At 35.8% G+C, this 18,718-nt stretch carries 19 protein-coding genes; 5 read left to right on the plus strand and 14 right to left on the minus strand.

Annotation, left to right across the window (positions count from 1 at the left end; translation table 11 throughout):
• Window positions 1-61: 61 nt before the first annotated feature.
• The 5 genes from OZP11_RS05030 to OZP11_RS05050 all read right to left on the minus strand — a co-directional run bounded on the left by OZP11_RS05030 (window position 62) and on the right by OZP11_RS05050 (window position 3,001).
• Entirely contained in the window at window positions 62-475 is a 414-nt protein-coding gene (locus OZP11_RS05030) for a helix-turn-helix domain-containing protein (protein ID WP_281234134.1), read from the minus strand.
• A gap of 187 nt (window positions 476-662) precedes the next feature.
• Window positions 663-1,310: a DUF5661 family protein gene (locus OZP11_RS05035; RefSeq protein WP_281234135.1), complete on the minus strand. Its 648-nt coding sequence runs from the start codon at window positions 1,308-1,310 to the stop codon at window positions 663-665.
• A gap of 84 nt (window positions 1,311-1,394) precedes the next feature.
• Window positions 1,395-1,556 (minus strand): DUF1328 family protein, encoded by a 162-nt coding sequence (locus tag OZP11_RS05040; RefSeq protein WP_035644678.1) that lies wholly within the window; start codon window positions 1,554-1,556, stop codon window positions 1,395-1,397.
• Between the two features lie 109 nt (window positions 1,557-1,665).
• The gene (locus tag OZP11_RS05045) at window positions 1,666-2,751 is read right to left on the minus strand and encodes a DNA topoisomerase IB (RefSeq protein WP_432419660.1); all 1,086 of its coding nucleotides are present in this window, start codon (window positions 2,749-2,751) and stop codon (window positions 1,666-1,668) included.
• Window positions 2,752-2,761: 10 nt separating this feature from the next.
• Window positions 2,762-3,001 (minus strand): DUF7218 family protein, encoded by a 240-nt coding sequence (locus tag OZP11_RS05050; protein WP_281234137.1) that lies wholly within the window; start codon window positions 2,999-3,001, stop codon window positions 2,762-2,764.
• A gap of 622 nt (window positions 3,002-3,623) precedes the next feature.
• Here OZP11_RS05050 and OZP11_RS05055 point away from each other — a divergent pair.
• A complete protein-coding gene (locus OZP11_RS05055) occupies window positions 3,624-4,211 on the plus strand; it encodes a DUF4142 domain-containing protein (protein ID WP_281234138.1) in 588 nt (195 codons plus the stop codon).
• A 159-nt stretch (window positions 4,212-4,370) separates the two neighbouring features.
• Here the strand turns inward: OZP11_RS05055 and OZP11_RS05060 are convergent, their stop codons facing one another.
• The 5 genes from OZP11_RS05060 to galA all read right to left on the minus strand — a co-directional run bounded on the left by OZP11_RS05060 (window position 4,371) and on the right by galA (window position 11,352).
• Window positions 4,371-5,354, minus strand: a complete 984-nt coding sequence (locus OZP11_RS05060) for an aldo/keto reductase (RefSeq protein ID WP_281234139.1) — start codon at window positions 5,352-5,354, stop codon at window positions 4,371-4,373.
• A 131-nt stretch (window positions 5,355-5,485) separates the two neighbouring features.
• Window positions 5,486-6,538: an NAD(P)-dependent alcohol dehydrogenase gene (locus OZP11_RS05065; RefSeq protein WP_281234140.1), complete on the minus strand. Its 1,053-nt coding sequence runs from the start codon at window positions 6,536-6,538 to the stop codon at window positions 5,486-5,488.
• 188 nt (window positions 6,539-6,726) lie between these two features.
• Window positions 6,727-7,146, minus strand: a complete 420-nt coding sequence (locus OZP11_RS05070; protein ID WP_281234141.1) for a cupin domain-containing protein — start codon at window positions 7,144-7,146, stop codon at window positions 6,727-6,729.
• Window positions 7,147-7,454: 308 nt separating this feature from the next.
• Complete coding sequence (locus OZP11_RS05075; protein WP_281234142.1) at window positions 7,455-8,324, minus strand: helix-turn-helix domain-containing protein; 870 nt, start codon at window positions 8,322-8,324, stop codon at window positions 7,455-7,457.
• Between the two features lie 208 nt (window positions 8,325-8,532).
• The gene (gene galA / locus OZP11_RS05080) at window positions 8,533-11,352 is read right to left on the minus strand and encodes a beta-galactosidase GalA (protein WP_281234143.1); all 2,820 of its coding nucleotides are present in this window, start codon (window positions 11,350-11,352) and stop codon (window positions 8,533-8,535) included.
• A gap of 217 nt (window positions 11,353-11,569) precedes the next feature.
• On the opposite strand from galA, the gene OZP11_RS05085 reads away from it, so the two are divergent.
• On the plus strand, window positions 11,570-11,953 hold the full coding sequence (locus OZP11_RS05085) for a hypothetical protein (RefSeq protein WP_281234144.1): 384 nt from the start codon (window positions 11,570-11,572) through the stop codon (window positions 11,951-11,953).
• A gap of 172 nt (window positions 11,954-12,125) precedes the next feature.
• On the opposite strand, the gene OZP11_RS05090 is transcribed toward OZP11_RS05085, so the two are convergent.
• Together OZP11_RS05090 and OZP11_RS05095 are read right to left on the minus strand one after the other, a co-directional pair.
• Complete coding sequence (locus OZP11_RS05090) at window positions 12,126-12,530, minus strand: lysozyme inhibitor LprI family protein (RefSeq protein WP_281234145.1); 405 nt, start codon at window positions 12,528-12,530, stop codon at window positions 12,126-12,128.
• A 116-nt stretch (window positions 12,531-12,646) separates the two neighbouring features.
• Window positions 12,647-13,138, minus strand: coding sequence for a TlpA family protein disulfide reductase (locus OZP11_RS05095; RefSeq protein WP_281234146.1), 492 nt, complete (start codon window positions 13,136-13,138; stop codon window positions 12,647-12,649).
• 236 nt (window positions 13,139-13,374) lie between these two features.
• Between OZP11_RS05095 and OZP11_RS05100 the strand changes: the two genes are divergently transcribed.
• The 3 genes from OZP11_RS05100 to tyrS all read left to right on the plus strand — a co-directional run bounded on the left by OZP11_RS05100 (window position 13,375) and on the right by tyrS (window position 16,456).
• On the plus strand, window positions 13,375-13,677 hold the full coding sequence (locus OZP11_RS05100; protein WP_281234147.1) for an ArsR/SmtB family transcription factor: 303 nt from the start codon (window positions 13,375-13,377) through the stop codon (window positions 13,675-13,677).
• 7 nt (window positions 13,678-13,684) lie between these two features.
• Window positions 13,685-14,791 (plus strand): NADH:flavin oxidoreductase, encoded by a 1,107-nt coding sequence (locus OZP11_RS05105; RefSeq protein WP_281234148.1) that lies wholly within the window; start codon window positions 13,685-13,687, stop codon window positions 14,789-14,791.
• A 462-nt stretch (window positions 14,792-15,253) separates the two neighbouring features.
• Entirely contained in the window at window positions 15,254-16,456 is a 1,203-nt protein-coding gene (tyrS, locus tag OZP11_RS05110; protein WP_281234149.1) for a tyrosine--tRNA ligase, read from the plus strand.
• 226 nt (window positions 16,457-16,682) lie between these two features.
• Here the strand turns inward: tyrS and OZP11_RS05115 are convergent, their stop codons facing one another.
• Window positions 16,683-17,822, minus strand: a complete 1,140-nt coding sequence (locus OZP11_RS05115) for an acyltransferase family protein (protein WP_281234150.1) — start codon at window positions 17,820-17,822, stop codon at window positions 16,683-16,685.
• A gap of 128 nt (window positions 17,823-17,950) precedes the next feature.
• Window positions 17,951-18,598: a DUF1349 domain-containing protein gene (locus tag OZP11_RS05120; RefSeq protein ID WP_281234151.1), complete on the minus strand. Its 648-nt coding sequence runs from the start codon at window positions 18,596-18,598 to the stop codon at window positions 17,951-17,953.
• Between the last annotated feature and the right edge of the window lie 120 nt (window positions 18,599-18,718).

The raw sequence follows: 18,718 nt of genomic DNA on the forward strand, positions 1-18,718 counted from the left end.
ATAAAAAAACCGTTAAGCATCGATTCTTAACGGTTTTTTTATGAGATTTCAATTCAGATGTTTATTTCGAATTTAATAATTTCTCCAAATACGATATTTTCTCTTTTTCGGCTTCAAGCAAACGTTCGTAAAGCTTTTTATTTTCTTCATAAGATTCAACCAATTTATCCAAAGGATTGAATGTACAATTATTTGCAAAAATACTTCCGGTTGTAACCACATTATCTGTAAAAGTATTGAAATAGTTAATCATACTTTCGTCTGAAAAATTTTTAATTGCTTCAACACTTACACCAAGTGCTTTTGCTATTTGAGCAAGCTTTTCTTCATCTACATTTTCGCTGTTTTCAATTATAGATACAGCTTGCTGATTGGTTCCTAAAGCCTGCGCAAGAGCTTCCTGCTTCATATCACGAAGTTCACGAATACGGCTTATTTTGCGCCCTATATGGTTTGGTTTTGTTGATACACTCATAAGTCAAAGATACTAATTTGAAGTAAAGAAAATAAAAATATGTACGATACAGGGTCAATGTGGTATTTTACAGATAATTCCTGCTGAAAAACCAAATCTGTTCGCTGTACAAAAATACAATTTTTCAGACAAATTCGTTCAAAATAAAAAACCGTTAAGTTTTTATTCTTAACGGTTCGTATATATTTTAATCTCCAATGATTTTGAGTGCCGGAATATCGTCCATTTTTATAAGACGCTCCGCAAGCCCTGCCCTCGCCCTTTGAAGTTCTATTTCGGCTTTTCCTAATTCTTTGTACCATTCTTCGTTTCCAGTGTCGGCACTTTCTATTTTCCGCACGATTTCAAAAATTTCTCCCTCTGCTTCCATCACTTTCAAACGCTTGTAATACGTCAGGCTTTCGGTCATGTGCGCCAGAGCGATCATAGCCGTTAAAAACGGATGGTTGTTGGTTACATTGACATCTTTTACTTTTCCGTGTTCGAGTTCTACTTTTAAGGCAAAAGCAAACTCTTCCATATTAAAAGCCCTGTGCCTGCTGTCTGGATTTAAATAGGCTTGTATGGCATGAACATTGTTCATTGTCGAAAGATCTACATCTGTATCTTTGCTTTCGAGTAAATCTTTGTAAACTACATTGGCTATGGCGGTTGCCTCTGCAATTGTAGGGTCGTTTGCAGGATCTTCAAAATCTCTGACAGACCAGTCCCAGTTTTCGGGATGCACAGGTTTAATGTACTTTTCGCAAAAATCTGTTACATCGTTTTTTAAGCTCACCATTTGGTCTTCTCTTTTGATAAAAACATTCTGATAAGCACCGCTTTTTGTTCTCATAACGTATTTTTTTTTTGAAAAAGACAAACGACACATTACAAAATGTGCCGTTTTTATCTTCTTTTATTTACTGAGATTCCAGTGTTAAACACTTCTTCTTCCGCTGATAAGCGAAATAATAAATAACACTAAGAATATAAAGAATAAAATTTTTGCTATACTAGCGGCTCCGGCAGCAATACCGCCAAAACCAAATATTCCTGCAATGATTGCCAGAATAATAAATATGACTGTCCAACGTAACATAATAAGTGATTTTTAGTTAATAAAGATTTAGTTTGTTACTCAAATTTCATGCTTTTCTGCGAGATGCATTAACTCTATTTGTTCAATTTATATCTCTATAAATTATTGATTATAATAAGTTTACCTGATAATTCTGAATCAGCTCGGCAAAAGCGCTTTCGGATCTCGAAAAATACTTTTTGGTGCTTCGGCTTTTTTTTACTTTATCAAAATACTGCTGTATCGATCCATCTTCATAAGTCGTAACCAGCAAAGGATGAACGTAATAGTTTTTGCATACGTTTCGGGTATTTCCCAATGCTTCGGCCGTGGCGTCGTAAGCGGTTACGATATTTCGTTTGATTTCTTTTTCATCCGAAGTTGTTCCGATTTCCATCAGGTTTTCAAAAAAAACAATCGACGCGGCCCAGGTCCTGAAATCTTTGGCGCTGAAATATTCTCCCGAAATATTATGAAGATACTCGTTTACCATGTGGCTGTCGAGTACTTTTCGTTCGCCGTTTGCATCGTAATATTTAAAAACTTCCCAGCCTGGAATTTCTTCGCATCGGCTTACGAGTTTGATTAATTGTTTGTTTCGGGTTGTAACGGTATGTTGTTTTCCTTTTTTTCCGATGAATTCAAACCGAAGGGTATTTTTATTGATGTTGATGTGACGCTTGCGAAGTGTCGAAAGTCCGTACGATTTATTGTCTTTTGCGTACTTTTCGTTTCCAATCCTGATGTGCGTTTCCTCCATTAAACGGATTACAAGTGCTATAACCTTGTTTTTAGACCATTCTTTTTGTTCTAAATCGAGATCAACTTGTTTTCTTATTAAAGGAAGTTTTTGTCCAAACTCGGCTATTTTATAGAATTTGGTCTGATTCCGAATTAGATTCCATTTTGGATGATAACGGTATTGTTTTCTGTTTTTTACATCGAGTCCAACGGCCTGCAAATGTCCGTTTGCCAAATCAGAAATCCTCACATTTACCCACGCAGGCGGTAATACAAGACTATTGAAGCGTTTTAACTCGCTTTTGCGTTTAATACAACGTCCGTTTTTTTTATAAACAAAACCATCCTCTCCTTCACACCTCTCAATTGGCAGTTTTTGATTGCTGACATAAACTAAATCCAGTTTTTCGAGTACCAAATGTGGTGACTTGATTAACTGAGTCATCATTTTTTGCTGCGATGCTTTTAGAGGCATGGTTTTCATTTTAATTGTTTCGTAACGAATTAATAAGTCCTTTTTTGTTCATATAAGAACGGCCTTTGATGCCTACTTTACTGGCCTGTTTAAGAAGTTCGTCTTTTGTCCATTCTTCATACGGCTTTGCTTTTCCGCCCTTTTCTCCTGCATCTGGTGTATTTGCAATTCGTGCCGATTTCTCTTTACTGTATCCTTTTTTTACTAAGGCTTCGTACTGTTCTTCGTTTTTAATTCTTGGATTAGGCATGACTTTAAAATTTTAGATTGTTATTCAGAAATCTTGATATATCAAAATTCCTTAAAAAGCAGGATTTTTCTGTTATAGAATTTTGATTATAACTTTCATAATTATTTAGTATTCAGTCGCGGTCAGTTTTTTAGTCGTTAGTTGTAAACAAATTGTTTCAATTGAAACAGCAATACATTCCAGAGGAATGTCTCGTTGATTGAAAAAATATAGAGTTACGGTTATACGTTTATATTGAATGTACGGCTAATACGTTCCGGAGGAACGTTTCAATCGGTAGAAAAAAAATATATTGATTATGGTTTACGCTCCAGAGGAACGTTTGATTATATTATATAGAGACAAACGGAATATTTCAGGTGTCCCTCTGGGACACAATGCGCCAACGATTCATTTTTTTTTCTACCGATGAAATATTCCTCCGGAATATGAAAACCGTGACCGAAAACTGATTACTGATTACTGAGACTTAAAACTAATCACTAATCACTGAGACTGATCACTAATCACTGAAAACTAAAAAACCACATATCTAAATCTTATAACAATCCATAAAAATCCTGTAAATTATTCTTACATATTGTGAATAATTTTACATTATAACATTTAAACTATTAAAATCATGAAAAAGATACTACTAGCCGGTAAAGCAATTTTAGGAGCGGGATTAATTATGTTATCCCTGAATTCGTGTAAAAATGAAAATAAACAAGAAGATCCAAAAGAGGTTGCGGAGAATGCTAACGAAACCAAATTTGATACTATCGACAGTAAAGAAGACGATTCTGAATTTTTAGTAGATCAGGCCGAGATTAATCTGGCTGAAATCGAAATTGGAAAATTAGCACAGCAGAAAAGTACCAATCCTGAAGTGAAAAAATTTGGTAAAATGCTTGTTGATGAACACACAAAATCTGCTTCGGAAGTTAGTGCTCTGGCAAAATCTAAAAACTTTACGCTGCCTGCTTCATTAACCGAAGAAGGTCAGGATGAATATAAAAAACTAAATGAAAAATCAGGTGTGGATTTTGACAAAAAGTTTGCCGATATGATGATTGACGGTCACGAAAAAGCAATCAAAAAACTTGAAAAAGCATCAAAAGATGCCACTGATGAAGATGTAAGACTTTGGGCATCAAACAATATTGCGGGTTTAACAGCACATTTAGAACATGCTAAAATGCTGAAACAAAACCTCGACAAAAAGTAAAATAAATTTAATTGGTTATTATTTATTTTTAAGAAACCCCTCAAGAGTTGAATTGCTTGAGGGGTTTTGTTTTTTTCTTAATAGGTACAAAGTGGCAAAGTGACAAAGGTTCCAAGTTTTTTAATCTTTGTTACTTTAAAACTTAGACCCTTAAAAAACTTATTTTCCCGTTGCTTTTTGTAAATGTTCCGGGTATCTTGATCCTTCTATTGTAATTTTTGAGGCTGCAGTGGTGATTTCTGCGATGTCTTGTACTGAAAGTTCCAGATTTACTGCTCCAAGGTTTTCCTCTAAACGGTGTAATTTTGTTGTCCCCGGAATGGGTGCAATCCACGGTTTTTGGGCTAAAATCCATGCAAGGGCAATTTGTGCATTCGTTACACCTCTGTCTGCCGCCATTTGAATTAACAGGTCTACAAATGCCTGATTTGTTTTTCTGGCTTCGGGTGTAAAACGTGGTAATGTATTTCTAAAATCCGTGCTGTCAAATTGAGTGTTCTGGTCGATTTTTGCCGTAAGGAAACCTCTTCCAAGCGGGCTAAAAGGCACAAATCCGATTCCGAGTTCTTCTAATACGGGGAAAATCTCTTCTTCTGGCGTTCTCCACCATAATGAATATTCGCTTTGAAGGGCTGTAACAGTCTGTACGGCATGAGCACGGCGGATGCTCTCTGCTCCTGCTTCTGAAAGTCCAAAATGTTTTACTTTTCCTTCCTGAATCAGGTCTTTAATTGTACCGGCAACATCTTCAATTGGCACATTCGGGTCAACACGATGCTGATAATACAAATCGATTACATCTGTGTTTAATCTTTTTAATGAACCTTCGATGCTTTTTCTAATCCATTCCGGACGGCTGTCGAGTCCTTTTTTAGAATCACCTTCTAAAAAACCAAATTTAGTGGCTATTACAATCTTATCGCGAAAAGGCGATAAAGCCTCTCCCAATAACTCTTCGTTTAAAAAAGGTCCGTAACATTCTGCCGTATCAAAAAAAGTAATCCCTTTTTCATATGCAGAACGAAGCAGACTGATCATTTCCTTTTTATCATGAGCCGGTCCGTAACCAAAACTCATTCCCATGCAGCCTAGTCCCAATGCAGAGACTTCAAGACCGCTGTTTCCTAGTTTACGTGTTTTCATTATTTTTCTTTTTAGGGGAAAGAAACAGAGGGACAAAGTCACAAAGGTTTTCTAATCTTTGCAATATCAAATATTTTAAAGCTTTAAAAGCTTAATTACTTTGCAACTTTGTCACTATATAACTTTACCGCTTATTTAAGAGACGCCATATCAATTACAAAACGATACTTAACATCTCCTTTTAATAATCTTTCGTAGGCATCATTAACATCATTCACACCGATTACTTCTACATCTGAAGTGATATTATGTTCAGCACAGAAATCCAACATTTCCTGGGTTTCTGCAATTCCTCCTATAAGAGAACCTGAGAAACTTCTTCTTCCTAAAATCAAGCTGAAAGAAGTTACAGGAAGCGGATCCATTGGCGCTCCAACCAAAGTTAATGTTCCGTCTACTTTTAGTAGATTTAAATACGAATCAATGCTATGCTCCGCAGAAACGCAATCTAAAATAAAGTTTAAACTTCTGGCGTGTGCTGCCATTTGTGCTTCATCTGTTGACAGTACAACCTCATCTGCTCCAAGACGTTTTGCGTCTTCAGTTTTAGACAAAGATGTTGTAAAAACTACTACATGAGCTCCCATAGCTTTCGCAATTTTGATTCCCATGTGACCAAGACCACCGATACCAACAATTCCAACTTTTTGACCAGGTCCAACTTTCCAATGTTTTAATGGAGAGTAAGTTGTAATTCCTGCGCATAATAAGGGAGCAACAGCAGCAAGATTTAGTTTATCTGAAATGTGCAATGCAAAGCTTTCATCAACTACAATACTTTGAGAATAACCGCCATAAGTTTGTCCGCCTAAATGTTTGTCAGGTGAATTAAAGGTCTGAATATTTCCTTCATCACAAAATTGTTCAAGATCATTTTTACAATGTTCGCATTCTCTACAGGAATCTACCATACAGCCTACTCCGGCTAATTGTCCTACTTTGAAATTCTTTACATGTTCGCCTACTTTTGTTACACGGCCTACAATTTCATGTCCCGGAACAATTGGGTAAATTGTACCATGCCATTCGTTTCTCGCCGAATGCAGATCAGAGTGGCAGATACCGCAATACAGGATTTCAATTTCTACATCATGTGCCTGTACGGCTCTTCTTTTAATATCTAATGTTTTTAAAGGTGCTTCGGCTGCTTCTGTACCAAAGGCTTTAATGTTTGTTGCTTCCATATTAATAGTTTTTGTTTTGTTTGTTTTTTGTTTTTTGTTTCAGGTTTCACTGTTTCAGGTTCCTTTGGAGCGGAATTTTGGCGTTCTAAGTTTTTTTAGCAGATCTGCTGCAATCTTATCCGAATCTTAACATAAAGATACACAAATCATTAGCAACTAAAAATCTTAAAAACACAGCGCCTTAAATCTTAGTATCTCAGTACTTCAGCATCTTTAAAATACTCCTCATCAGTAACGCTTTCCAGCCATTCTCCGTGGCCTTTGTTTACTTCTGTTACAATGGTTATATGAGAATATTTTGTTTTGGGAGCTGCTCCATACCAGTGTTCAACTCCGGGTAAAACGGTGATTACTTTTCCTTTTTCGATCAAATTAATTTGTCCGCCTCGTTCCTGATAATAGCCAAGCCCGTCTGTTACAATGATTAACTGAAGGCTGGCGTTACTATGCCAGTTGCTTCTGGCGCCCGGCTCAAACGAAACTTCTTTAATTACGGTATTTTCGGGATGAATGTTACTCGTCTGCTTTTTATATGACACTTCACCTGTCATATAAGTATTTGGAATTCTCCCTTCTTCGGTCACTGCGGTGTAATGTGTCGGCATCATTTAGTGTTTTTAGGTTAATAAAAATTATTTAAAAGCTGTTGTAAACTTGTTTCAGTAAAAAAATCAGAACGCTGTACCTCTTCCTAAAAGGAGTTTTTCTATTTATTGATACTTTAAAGATTTCTATTTTTTCTGTTATCCGGATTTAAAACCAAACTGTAAAGCTGAACATCGCTTTAGTGAAGTAATATTTAGTCTTTTAAAAACGGATACAAGGATTTGTTGTTCATTTCGGGAACAAATGTAGAACAATACTAAAGTTCAGAAATAACAATATTCAAACAAAAAATTATGAAATTGAAACAATTTTACATTCGGAGCGATTTTGGAACCGTTCCGGTAAGTCTTTTAAAATAATTATTAAAATAACTTGGATACTCGAACCCAAGTGAATACCCAATGTCCGAAATACTCCAGTCTGTGTGCTGTAACAAAGCTTTTGCTTCGTTAATTACCCTTTCGGTAATATGTGAGGTTGTGGGTTTTCCTGTCACTTCTTTTACCGAGCGGTTTAAATGGTTTACGTGAACAGAAAGGCTCTGCGCGTAATCCTGAGGTGTTTTTAATAAAAGAGGCTGATCTTTTGTTTCGATTGGGAACTGCCTTTCCAGCAATTCCAAAAATAAAGATGTTATTCTTGATGAAGCATTCTTATGTTTAAAGAAATTCTCTGAAGGCTGCATTTTCATCGATTCGTGAATAATCAAATTGACATAACTGCGCATTAAATCATCTTTAAATGCATAATCGGTATCATATTCTTCTATCATTTTTTGAAATAAAGAATCAATAAATACCTTTTGTTCAGGTGTTAAATTAAATATAGGTGTACCTCCTATTTTAAACAAAGGCGATTCGTGAAGGGTTTCTGAACGGTCTTTGGTTTTAAAAAATTCTTCGGTAAAAACACAGGCATACCCCTCATATCCTTCAGAAAGCGTTTCCCAGGAATACGGAATAATTGGATTACCGAAAAACAGAATCGTGCCATCGGTTTCTATTCCGCGGTCAGCATATTGTATAATACTCTTACTTGTATTGATGCAGATTTTATAAAAATCTCTGCGGCTGTAAACTGGAACTTTACTAAAATCTCCATTTATAGGATAGACTTTAAAGCCTTTCATTTTTAAATCTGAAGTAAAATCGCAATTCTGGGTTTCTGTTTGATTACTCATTTTGCAAAGTTATGAAAATCAAACATTATTGTTGTGTTATTTTTTTGTTTCAGGTTTCAGGTTTAAAGTTTTTTAATCGCAAAGTCCGCAAGTTTTTTTTAGAATCTCGCAAAGGCGCAAGGACGCAAAGTTTTATTATTTCTTTGTGTGATTTGCATAAATCCTTGCGCTCTCTGCGGTTAAAACCTGTGAAACCTGAAACCTGAAACTATTTTACAACTAAAGTTCCTATGCGTAATCCTTTCGCAGAAGCAGACAAAACAACTTCTTTCGCATTTTCCTCTTTTTGGATGATGATTTGGGCATAACCGTTAAAAAGCTTTCTTTTCCAAGAATCTGCTGGTGTTACAACCTGAATAATTCCCGGATCGGTATTCATAACATCCCAATCTTTTACTTTATGCAATGGCGTTGCTGCAATATGAATTATATTCTTTCCTTCTTTTAAAATTGCAGAGCTCAAATTATATTTTTGAGGGTCTTCTATGCTTGGTTCAACTTTAATTCCATTTACAAAAACTACAGTTTCAACGCCGATTTTTTTATAAAAGAAACTTACCACATTTGAAGCCGAATTATTCTTCAAATCAAACTCCCCTTTATAAATATACGATGGCGCCTGTTTTTTATAATCACGATCTTTAAACGCTGTTATCCAGTCGTTTTCTGCATAATTTGATAATTGCTCAGGCAAAGTTGCAGCTGTTGTTTTTTGCTCTTGAAAATTAGTAATCGGGACTAATCTTACATCATCAATAAACTGATCTTTTTCTAACGAAGTTGGATCGCCGTTTCCTACTCCCAAAATTTTACCGCCTTTTATCGAAAATGTAACTTCATCATTAGCCGTCGGAATATGCAAACCGTTCTTGTCTGTAAATTCGACTGTTATTACAGAAACATTTCCTTTTAAAACATTTTCTTTGTCTAAAGACAGTTTTATATTTTCGGCTTTTCCGGTAGTTTTTTGAGTTTCGGTCAAAACTTTTTTACCTTTTTTATACCCTACAGCTTCAAGAGTTCCCGGCGTATAATTTACTTTCCATTCTAAATGACTGTTGGGTTGCATTTTCTTTTTACCGAGGCTTTTTTTGTTGAGGAAAAGTTCTACTTCATCACAATTGGAATAGGCCCAAACATCAATTTCTTTGCCTTCCATTCCACTCCAATTCCAATGTGGCATAATGTGAAGAACGGGTTTGTTTCCCCACCATGATTTAAGGTAAAAAACATTATCTTTTGGAAAACCGCAGACATCCATCATCCCAAAATACGAAGTTACCGACGGCCAGCCGTAAGGTGTCGGCTCACCTCGATAATCAAATCCTGTCCAGATAAACATTCCCGCCAGATATGGTCTTTCGGCATAAAACTTCCAGCCTTCTTCTATACTGTAAAAACTCGGACGCGGTTTTTTGTCGTACGCACTTTGGTAATGTCTGGCATCATCTGTAAAATAAATACCGCGTGTTGCAAAGGTAGAACCTTCTTCTGTCCCCATTCCAGGCTGTTGTTTAAATTCGTTTCTGTGAGCATCAATATCACCGTTTCCCAGATAATTATAGCCCATGATTTCAACTACAGACGAAATGCCGCTTTTAAATCCGCTGCTTATCCCAACCGTTACCGGTCTTGTAGGGTCGATGCTTTTTGAGAAATCCTGCATGATGTTTGTAATGCGTTCGCCCACAATATTCCCTTCAATGTTCCATTCTTCGTTTCCAACCGACCAGCAGAAGATACTTGGATGGTTTCGGTCGCGCTTCATCATTCGTTCCAGATCGTTTAGATGATACTCGTTGATTCCCATTAATCGGGTTTCATCAATTACGAGCATTCCCAGTTTGTCGCAGGCATCCAGTAATTCGGGCGTTGGCGGATGATGTGAACAACGATAGGCATTCGAACCCATTTCTTTTAGCTTCTGAATTCGATAATACTGAAGTTCATCCGGAAGCGCCGTTCCAATTCCGGCATGATCCTGATGATTGTTGGTTCCTTTTAATTTTACAGGCTTTCCATTTAGAAAAAAGCCTTTTTCGGCATCAAATTGTATAGTTCTGATTCCAAACGAGGTTTCATAACGATCAATCGTTTTTCCGTTTTGTTTTAACTCTGTCACTAATCGGTATAAAATGGGCGAATCAATATCCCATAACTTCGGATTTTTGACATGTAATTTTGAAGTAAAACTCGCTGATCTGTAAAATTCCGGAACCTGAATAGTTTCAGAAACAGACGAAATCTGCTTATCCGAAGCATCAAAAATGGTCTGAATCACTTCGACTGAACCTTTGTAATGGCTTTTATTTTCTATTGTTACTTCGGCAGTAACTTCTGCATCATTATTTTTAATTTCAGAAGTTACATACGTTCCGTCCAAAGCAACAAAAACAGGATTCGTTTTCTTTAAATAAACATGTCTGTAAATTCCCGCGCCTTCATAAAACCAGCCTTCCTCCATCGAAGCATCGGCGCGAACTACAATTGTATTATCTCCATTATAGTTTACATAAGCCGTAACGTCGTATTCGAAACCATTGTAACCGCTTTCTTCTGTTCCGAGGTAATAACCGTTAAAGAACACTTTTGAGTTCCTGAAAACACCATCGAATTGTAAAGAAATAATCTTTCCTTTATCGGTTTCAGGGATGCTGATTTTTTTTCGGTACCAGCCAATGCTTTTCTCCGGAAAACCTTTTCCGGCAGTTTTAAATCCGTGGCTGAAACTTCCTTTTTCGCTAAAAGACTGTTCGACTGCCCAATCGTGCGGTAAATCAAGTTTTCGCCACGCACGATCGTCAAAATCTTTTGAAGCCGGACCATCACCAAAACCGGTTTTTGTTAAATAGGAAAAATAACCCGTTGCATGTCCAAAATCTTTTTCGGTATCATATAAATGACCAAATGAAAAACGCCAGTCTTTATCAATTAAAAGCAATTCTCTGTCTGATTTATTCTGGGCAAAAGACAAAACGGAGCTTAAAAAAACTGAAAACAGGAAGATTTTGGGTAAAATATTTTTCATAAAAAACGGTTTGGTAAAAGTTAGTAAGTGCAAAAAGATAAAATTATGCTTTTAAACCCATTAAATTCAATAGTATTTTATCAAAACATGAACAATTTCCCTTACAGAACCCATTAAAAACCGTATCAAAATTTAGAATCATTCTAATGGATATAGTTAACAAAGTAATTCTGATTTGGTGTAATTTTATATAAAAATTTAAAAAACAGAGATTATTATGAGTGTTATTAAAGATGAGAAAAAGCTTCTTAGCACCATTAAGCGAATCGACCAGAAGATCGATAAGATTAATGAGCAAAAGATAGTTGCCTTTTTTGAGTCTCTTGGATTAACAGAAAGAGAAGATGTTCCAAAAAATTTTCTGAATTGGGACACGATTCTTATTGTTGTGCCAGATCGTCACATTTCCCATGAATTAAAATATTATAAATTCTCTATATCAAGACTTTTTTTCGTAACCAATCCTTATGCCGACAAAATTCATATTTATGATTTTGATGAATGGAAAAGTATCACGCGAAATAAAACACAGTTTCAGATTAGGGAAATGATGAAGACGAGCTTTGGAGGTGTAAGAAAAGCAAACACAGAAAGCGAATAATTAATTTTTAATCTTGTAAAGTCCAGATCCCCCGATCTGGACTTTTTGTTTTATATCGCAAATAAAAAATTATAAACCATATGAGATATAGGCAATAAGTCTCCAGAGTACTTTTTTCAAGTCAGACAACCTGAACTTGAAACGTGAAACCTGAAACCTGAAACTTTGAATCCTAACCTTTTTTAATCAGCTCTTTTACTCTTCCGAACACGAATCTTGCCTGTTCGTCGTAGATTATCATATCAAAATCTTGTGTTCCTTCAATAAAATTCCCTTGTTTTTTGGTATCCGAATACACTTTTTGAAAAAACTGATCGCGTTTTTTAAGCCATTCCAGCTGTTCTTTTTTCAGTTTTGACTGTTCTTTTGAGCTGATTTTAGTTTTAAGATTTTTGTAAGCCACATTTAGCAGACTATCTGACTGATTGTAATAATCAAGCGCACAACCACGCATATCTATACCTTTATCCAGACATTTTTGATAATCGGATTTCATTTTATAAACTGTTTCAAGTGTTTGTGAATTCGATTTCAACGAAACCAGAATTATCAGTGCTAAAAGTGCTTTTTGAATCATAGTATTTTAGTTATATAGTTGCAAAGAGACAGATATACAAAGTTTTTGCCGCGAATTACACAAATTGCACTAATTACTTATTACTTGAATTTGTGCAATTTGTGGTAAAAAATTATTTACTGAGCCAGTAAAGCATTCACTTTATCTTCTAATGCTTTTCCGTGGATATTTTTTGCCAGAATGATTCCGTTTTTATCAATTAAAAAATTCAACGGAACAGATTGCAGCATATAATCGGCTACAGCCGGAGACTGCCAGTATTTTAAATCGCTTACGTTTGTCCACGGTAATTTTCCTTTTGCAATCGCTGCTGTCCATAATGGCTTTTTGGTATCCATAGAAACACCGTAAATCGAAAATGTATCTGGATATGCATTATGTAATTTTAATAATGTAGGCTGTTCTTTAATACACGGCGCGCACCACGAAGCCCAAAAGTCAACTAAAACCAGCGAACCTCGTAAAGACGAAAGTGCTACAAGTTCGCCTTTTGTATCCGGAAGATCGATTTCTGGAGCAATATCTCCAACGTCTACACCTACAACCTGTGCTTTCGAAGCGGTTATTACACAACATAAGAATCCTAAAACGAGTAATGTTTTTTTCATAATTTAAGTTTATTTGATAATTGGGGCTTTTTTAATCTTAAAGAGCGTGATTTCTCCTTCGTCGAAATGACAAAAATGACGTAGAAATTCATCTTTGCGAGTTTATTCTAAAAGCAAATATAAATTTTCTTTGATAAAATCCCTTGTTTTAACGCCGGATTCTCCCCCAATCATAAAATTATCCTAAATATTTTTTCTTAAATTGGTATATCGGGAAAAGTCGATATATTTGTTCCATGGAAGCTATAGAAATTTTTAAAGCCTTATCGAATAAGTCCAGACTGCAAATGCTGGAATGGCTCAAAGAACCCGAAATTAACTTTCCCGGACAACTTGAACACGGCGGATTTGAGCACGGTGTCTGCGTTGGGCAGATTCAGTCCAAGGCCGGTTTAACACAATCCACAGTATCAGAATATCTGTCTATTTTACAGCGCGCCGGTTTTATCGAAGCCAAACGTGTTGGACAATGGACCTATTATAAACGTAACGAAGGTGCCTTTGAAGCACTCAGTAAATTAATTCAATCTAATTTGTAAAATTACTATGAGTACAAACAACCTGTTTTCGCCATTTAACTTAAAAACGTTAAATCTGAAAAACCGAATCGTAATGGCGCCAATGACGCGCTCTTTTTCTCCAAACGGAGTTCCAACTGATGAAGTCGCAGCTTACTATCAAAAAAGAGCTGAGGGTGAAGTTGGTTTAATTTTATCCGAAGGAACTGTTATCAACAGAAAATCATCATCTAACGATGCTAATGTGCCGCATTTTCACGGAGATTTGGCTTTAAACGGATGGAAAAAAGTTATTGACGAAGTTCACGCTGCAGGCGGACAAATGGGCCCGCAGATATGGCATATGGGAATTATGGACAACCACCATTCAGGATGGGTTCCTCCTGTTCCTTTTGAAGGTCCGTCAGGATTAAACCGACCTGATTTTAGAAATGGTGTTTCTATGTCTGAAAAAGATATCGAAGAAACGATTCTTGCTTTTGGAAAGGCTGCTGCCGATGCTAAAAAATTAGGTTTTGACACGATCGAAATTCACGGTGCACACGGTTATTTAATTGATCAGTTTTTTAGAGCTGAAACAAACCTTCGCGAGGATATTTACGGAGGAAAAACATTACCGGAACGTAATCGTTTTGCAATTGAAGTGATAAAAGAAATCAGAAAGCAGGTTGGGAATGATTTCGCAGTTATTATGCGTTTTTCTCAATTCAAACCTTCTGATTATAACTATAAACTGGCTAAAAATCCGCAGGAATTAGAAGCATGGCTTAATCCTCTTGTTGATGCCGGTGTTGATATTATTCACGCTTCACAGCGTCGTTTCTGGGAACCTGAATTTGAAGGTTCTGATTTGAATTTTGCAGGATGGGCTAAAAAAGTAACGGGAGCGCCGACTATTACGGTTGGTTCTGTTGGACTTTCGGGCGATTTCTTTGGTGCTTTTGCAGGAGAAAGTTCTGAGCCTACTTCTTTAGAAGAATTAAACAGACGTTTCGACAGAGGCGATTTTGATTTGGTTGCAGTAGGAAGACCACTTTTATCTGATCCTAACTGGGTGGCTAAAATCAAAGCGGGAAAAACAGATCAATTGAAAGGTTTCAGCAAAGAAGCTTTAGGTCAATTGGTTTTGGAATAAGTTTTTTTTTAAAGATACAAAGTTGCAAAGGTTCAACGGGACAAAGTTTTCCCTTTGAACCTTTGTTGTTTTCTATAATACAGGTTTTGATTCAAATCTGTGTAAATCTGCTGAAATCTCTATAAATCTGCGTGAAAAAATTGATGTGCCAAAGTATTTCACGCAGATTTTACAGATTAAAGCAGATTAAATTAGATTTTATTTGTTGAATGCAACATTTTTATTCTATTTAACCTAACGGATTAAAAATTAATATAAAAAATTTATCTTTGCACCCGAAATGAAATTCTTGAACAGCATATTACGCCTTCCTTTTTTCAGCACTTATTATTATGCAATAATACTTGCTCGGAAAGGCTATGCATATAATTCAACGTATTCGCGATTGTAAATTAAACAGATAAAAATTATATAAACCTTAAAGCCCGGGCATTTTGTCCGGGCTTTTTTATTTTCAAAAAAATGGAAACACTTCAAAAACTTAAAGAGAATACCGCAATCTTTCTTCCTGAAAATGGTCTGGAAGAAAAACTAAATCAGGCCGAAAAAGAAAACCGAAAGCTGATTATCAAACTGGGCTTCGACCCTACTGCTCCCGACCTGCATTTGGGACACGCGGTTGTATTGAAAAAACTGAAACAGTTTCAGGATCTGGGACATCAGATTGTAATTGTAGTGGGAAGTTTTACTGCCCGAATTGGTGATCCCACCGGAAAAAACAAAAGCCGGAAACCACTGAGTATCGAAGAAGTACAGCACAATGCTGAAACGTACATTTCGCAATTATCTAAAATTATCGATGTTAAAAAAGCTAAAATCGTTTTTAATTCGGAGTGGCTGGATGCGCTTTCTTTTTCTGAAGTAATCCAGATTATGTCAAATGTCACGGTGGCGCAATTGATGCATCGAAATGATTTTAATAAACGTTTTACAGAGAATACGCCAATTGCCATGCACGAACTGGTTTACCCGATTTTGCAGGGGTTTGATTCGGTTAAAATAAATGCCGATATCGAAATGGGCGGCACTGATCAGTTATTCAATTGTACAATGGGAAGACAATTACAGGAAAACTTTCAAATGCCGGCGCAGATTGTAATGTGCATGCCATTATTAAAAGGGCTTGACGGAAAAGAAAAGATGAGCAAATCGCTGCACAATACTATCGGATTAATTGATGAACCGAATGAAATGTTTGGAAAAACAATGTCGATTCCGGATGATCTTATTCTGGAATTTTTAGAATTGACAACTAATTTTTCTATTCAAAAGAAACAGGAAATCAAACAAAGATTAGAAAATGAAAACCCAATGAACATCAAAAAACTAATCGCCAAAAATATCATCAGTCAATACCATGATGAAAATAAAGCCGATCAAGCAGAGGATTTTTTCATCAATCAGTTTCAAAACAAAAATTTTGAAGCAAAATCGTTTGTTCCGGTTTTAATTTCGTCTTTCGAAAATAAATCTGATGAAATAGCGCTGCTTGACCTTTGTGCTTTTATAAAAAACGACATCACTAAATCGGCAAACCGAAGATTAATCGAAAGCGGTGCGGTTCAGATCAATAATGAAAAAATTATAAATCCGTTTGAATTGATTTCATTACAAAAAGAAACAAAGATTAAAATAGGAAAACGTAATTTTTATGAATTGCAGTAATTCGGGAATATGATTTTTTATATTTTCACAGGAAATAACAGGTATTTAAGGAGACGTACTGCGGTGCGTCTCTACGATTATTCGTGTTTGAAATTATATATATAAATAACAAAGGGATGAAAACTTTAAAAGTTTCATCCCTTCTTTAAAAATTCCTAACTAACAAAATATAGAAATTTATTTTATAAGATTTACTCTGCCACTTTGTTTCTTAGTCTCTCTGCAATTACAAAGAAACTCTTTTTCTCTGAAACTTATTCTGAAGCCATTTACGAACCGGTTCATCGTATAATTTTAAACATAAATATGCCAGAACAATACTTGCAATCAGAACTCCAATTCCTGCAAGATAACCGTCTTTCAGTGAAACTTTTTCATCTACAACCCAGGCGGTAAACCAATAAATAAGCGGATAATGCGTAATATAAATCGGGTACGATATATCGCCTAAAAGTTTACAGATCTTGTTTGAAAATGCATTTTTAATTTGTCCGCCTGCACCAATTGCTACAATTAACGGGAAGATCAAAATAATACAGAATGACTCATATAAACCATTGATCCATAACGTATTTTCGTCTCCAAATCTTGGCAGTGCCAAAACAATTGTGATTAAAATACTGCAAACCCAAAAGGCTCCTTTTATATGAATTAGTTTTCCTAATCGGGATAATAAAACTCCGGCAAAAAACGGGAATAACAATCGGGTGAAACCTACATTCATTTGTTCCAGATTTAAAGACCAGCCGCCAATTACATCTCCTTTTGGTCCAAAAACGGTATAATTAATTAATAGTCCGGCAAATATCAGTACAAAAACCGACATTACTTTATTTGAAAATCTGCGGAAAAACAAGGCGTACAATATATTCGCGATATATTCAAAAAAAAGTGACCATGCCGGACCATTTAAAGGGTGCATTTCGCCCCAGCCTCTAATTTCCATTGAGGGCGGAATTGGTAATAAAGTAAACCCAATTACCATTGTTACAATAACTTTCCACAGTTCCATTCCTGCAATTTGTGGAAACAATATATCTGATGCCTGAAAATAATAGAAAATTGCTCCTATGATCATTCCCATAACGACCATGGGCTGTAATCGTATTAATCTTCGTTTATAAAAATCCCATTGTGTCATTTTTCCCCAGCGGTCGTCGTATGCATACGCGACAACAAATCCGGATAAGAGGAAAAAGAAATCAACCGCAAGATACCCGTGGTTGATAATTTGAATAAAACGGTTACCGCCGCAAAAGGCTTCAAAAATATGAAAAGCTACTACCAGAATAGCAGCAACACCACGCAGACCGTCTAAAATTTCGTAATGTTTTTTGGGTTGAATATCAACTGTAACTGAACTCATTTGTATTGGTTTATTTAAGGTTAGGTTAGATTTTTTTGATTTAGATTTTGGATTGCAGATTTTAGATTTTAGATTTCTTTTATCTCCTAAAATTGGAATTTGGGATTTAAAATTTTGAAATTTAAAACCTATTGGTGATTTTTAAGCCAATCTGCTCTTCTTTGATCCGGCAGATGTTTTACGGTGAAGTTTTCGAATTTGGCTTCAAAACCTTTTCCGTCCGGAGAAGCGGCCATTAAACCAACCATTACAGGTTTATTGTCTTCTAAAGGCGCATTTCGGGTCATGATGTAATTTTTATCATCAAATGAATAAAACACTTCAACAGCATCAAGTCTTCTTACGGCTTTAATCCAGATAAACGGCGGTGCTTTTTCTAATGTTGTTACACTCCAGTCGCTTTTTTCGTGCGTTACAACAGTGCTGACATTAAATTTTCCGTCAACAAATTCTACTCCGGTTTTAATATAATTTTTTTCGTCAATGCGAATCATTAATCCCATTTGGTCAAAACGGGCGATATAATTTCCGGTCAGTTTTACTTTGGCTTCGAATTCGCCTCCGTAATTTGCATAATAAAACGGCGCATCATCAACCGTGAATCCGTAATGCGAAATTCTCCAATAATCGCTGTTTGCCGTTACATTCATAATTAAAGCATTGTTTTTAATTTCCCATTTTTCAGGTTCATTAAACCACTGCATTTTATTAAGAGTCTGTGCGGAAAGGTTTTGAAATAAAATAAAAACTGCGGTTACTAGTAGTATTCGTTTCATTTTTGTTTTTTATTAGATATTTATTACAAGATTAGAAAAACTTTTAAATTCTCAAACTTTACTTCTATCTTTTTTATAAAGCAAAGCTGCAAATTTTACACTTGCAGCTTTACTAACCAA

Origin of the sequence: Flavobacterium gelatinilyticum (genome assembly GCF_027111295.1) — a bacterium.
Taxonomy (GTDB): Bacteria; Bacteroidota; Bacteroidia; order Flavobacteriales; family Flavobacteriaceae; genus Flavobacterium; species Flavobacterium gelatinilyticum.

Bases quoted from the DNA above. Each gene is read 5' to 3' on its own strand.
- OZP11_RS05065 (WP_281234140.1), bottom strand. From the start codon at position 6,538: ATGGAAGCAACAAACATTAAAGCCTTTGGTACAGAAGCAGCCGAAGCA.
- OZP11_RS05050 (WP_281234137.1), bottom strand. From the start codon at position 3,001: ATGCCTAATCCAAGAATTAAAAACGAAGAACAGTACGAAGCCTTAGTA.
- galA (WP_281234143.1), bottom strand. From the start codon at position 11,352: ATGAAAAATATTTTACCCAAAATCTTCCTGTTTTCAGTTTTTTTAAGC.
- OZP11_RS05095 (WP_281234146.1), bottom strand. From the start codon at position 13,138: ATGAAAAAAACATTACTCGTTTTAGGATTCTTATGTTGTGTAATAACC.
- OZP11_RS05100 (WP_281234147.1), top strand. From the start codon at position 13,375: ATGGAAGCTATAGAAATTTTTAAAGCCTTATCGAATAAGTCCAGACTG.
- OZP11_RS05045 (WP_432419660.1), bottom strand. From the start codon at position 2,751: ATGCCTCTAAAAGCATCGCAGCAAAAAATGATGACTCAGTTAATCAAG.
- OZP11_RS05090 (WP_281234145.1), bottom strand. From the start codon at position 12,530: ATGATTCAAAAAGCACTTTTAGCACTGATAATTCTGGTTTCGTTGAAA.
- OZP11_RS05040 (WP_035644678.1), bottom strand. From the start codon at position 1,556: ATGTTACGTTGGACAGTCATATTTATTATTCTGGCAATCATTGCAGGA.
- OZP11_RS05085 (WP_281234144.1), top strand. From the start codon at position 11,570: ATGAGTGTTATTAAAGATGAGAAAAAGCTTCTTAGCACCATTAAGCGA.
- OZP11_RS05030 (WP_281234134.1), bottom strand. From the start codon at position 475: ATGAGTGTATCAACAAAACCAAACCATATAGGGCGCAAAATAAGCCGT.
- OZP11_RS05120 (WP_281234151.1), bottom strand. From the start codon at position 18,598: ATGAAACGAATACTACTAGTAACCGCAGTTTTTATTTTATTTCAAAAC.
- OZP11_RS05115 (WP_281234150.1), bottom strand. From the start codon at position 17,822: ATGAGTTCAGTTACAGTTGATATTCAACCCAAAAAACATTACGAAATT.
- OZP11_RS05105 (WP_281234148.1), top strand. From the start codon at position 13,685: ATGAGTACAAACAACCTGTTTTCGCCATTTAACTTAAAAACGTTAAAT.
- OZP11_RS05035 (WP_281234135.1), bottom strand. From the start codon at position 1,310: ATGAGAACAAAAAGCGGTGCTTATCAGAATGTTTTTATCAAAAGAGAA.
- OZP11_RS05055 (WP_281234138.1), top strand. From the start codon at position 3,624: ATGAAAAAGATACTACTAGCCGGTAAAGCAATTTTAGGAGCGGGATTA.
- OZP11_RS05070 (WP_281234141.1), bottom strand. From the start codon at position 7,146: ATGATGCCGACACATTACACCGCAGTGACCGAAGAAGGGAGAATTCCA.
- OZP11_RS05075 (WP_281234142.1), bottom strand. From the start codon at position 8,324: ATGAGTAATCAAACAGAAACCCAGAATTGCGATTTTACTTCAGATTTA.
- tyrS (WP_281234149.1), top strand. From the start codon at position 15,254: ATGGAAACACTTCAAAAACTTAAAGAGAATACCGCAATCTTTCTTCCT.
- OZP11_RS05060 (WP_281234139.1), bottom strand. From the start codon at position 5,354: ATGAAAACACGTAAACTAGGAAACAGCGGTCTTGAAGTCTCTGCATTG.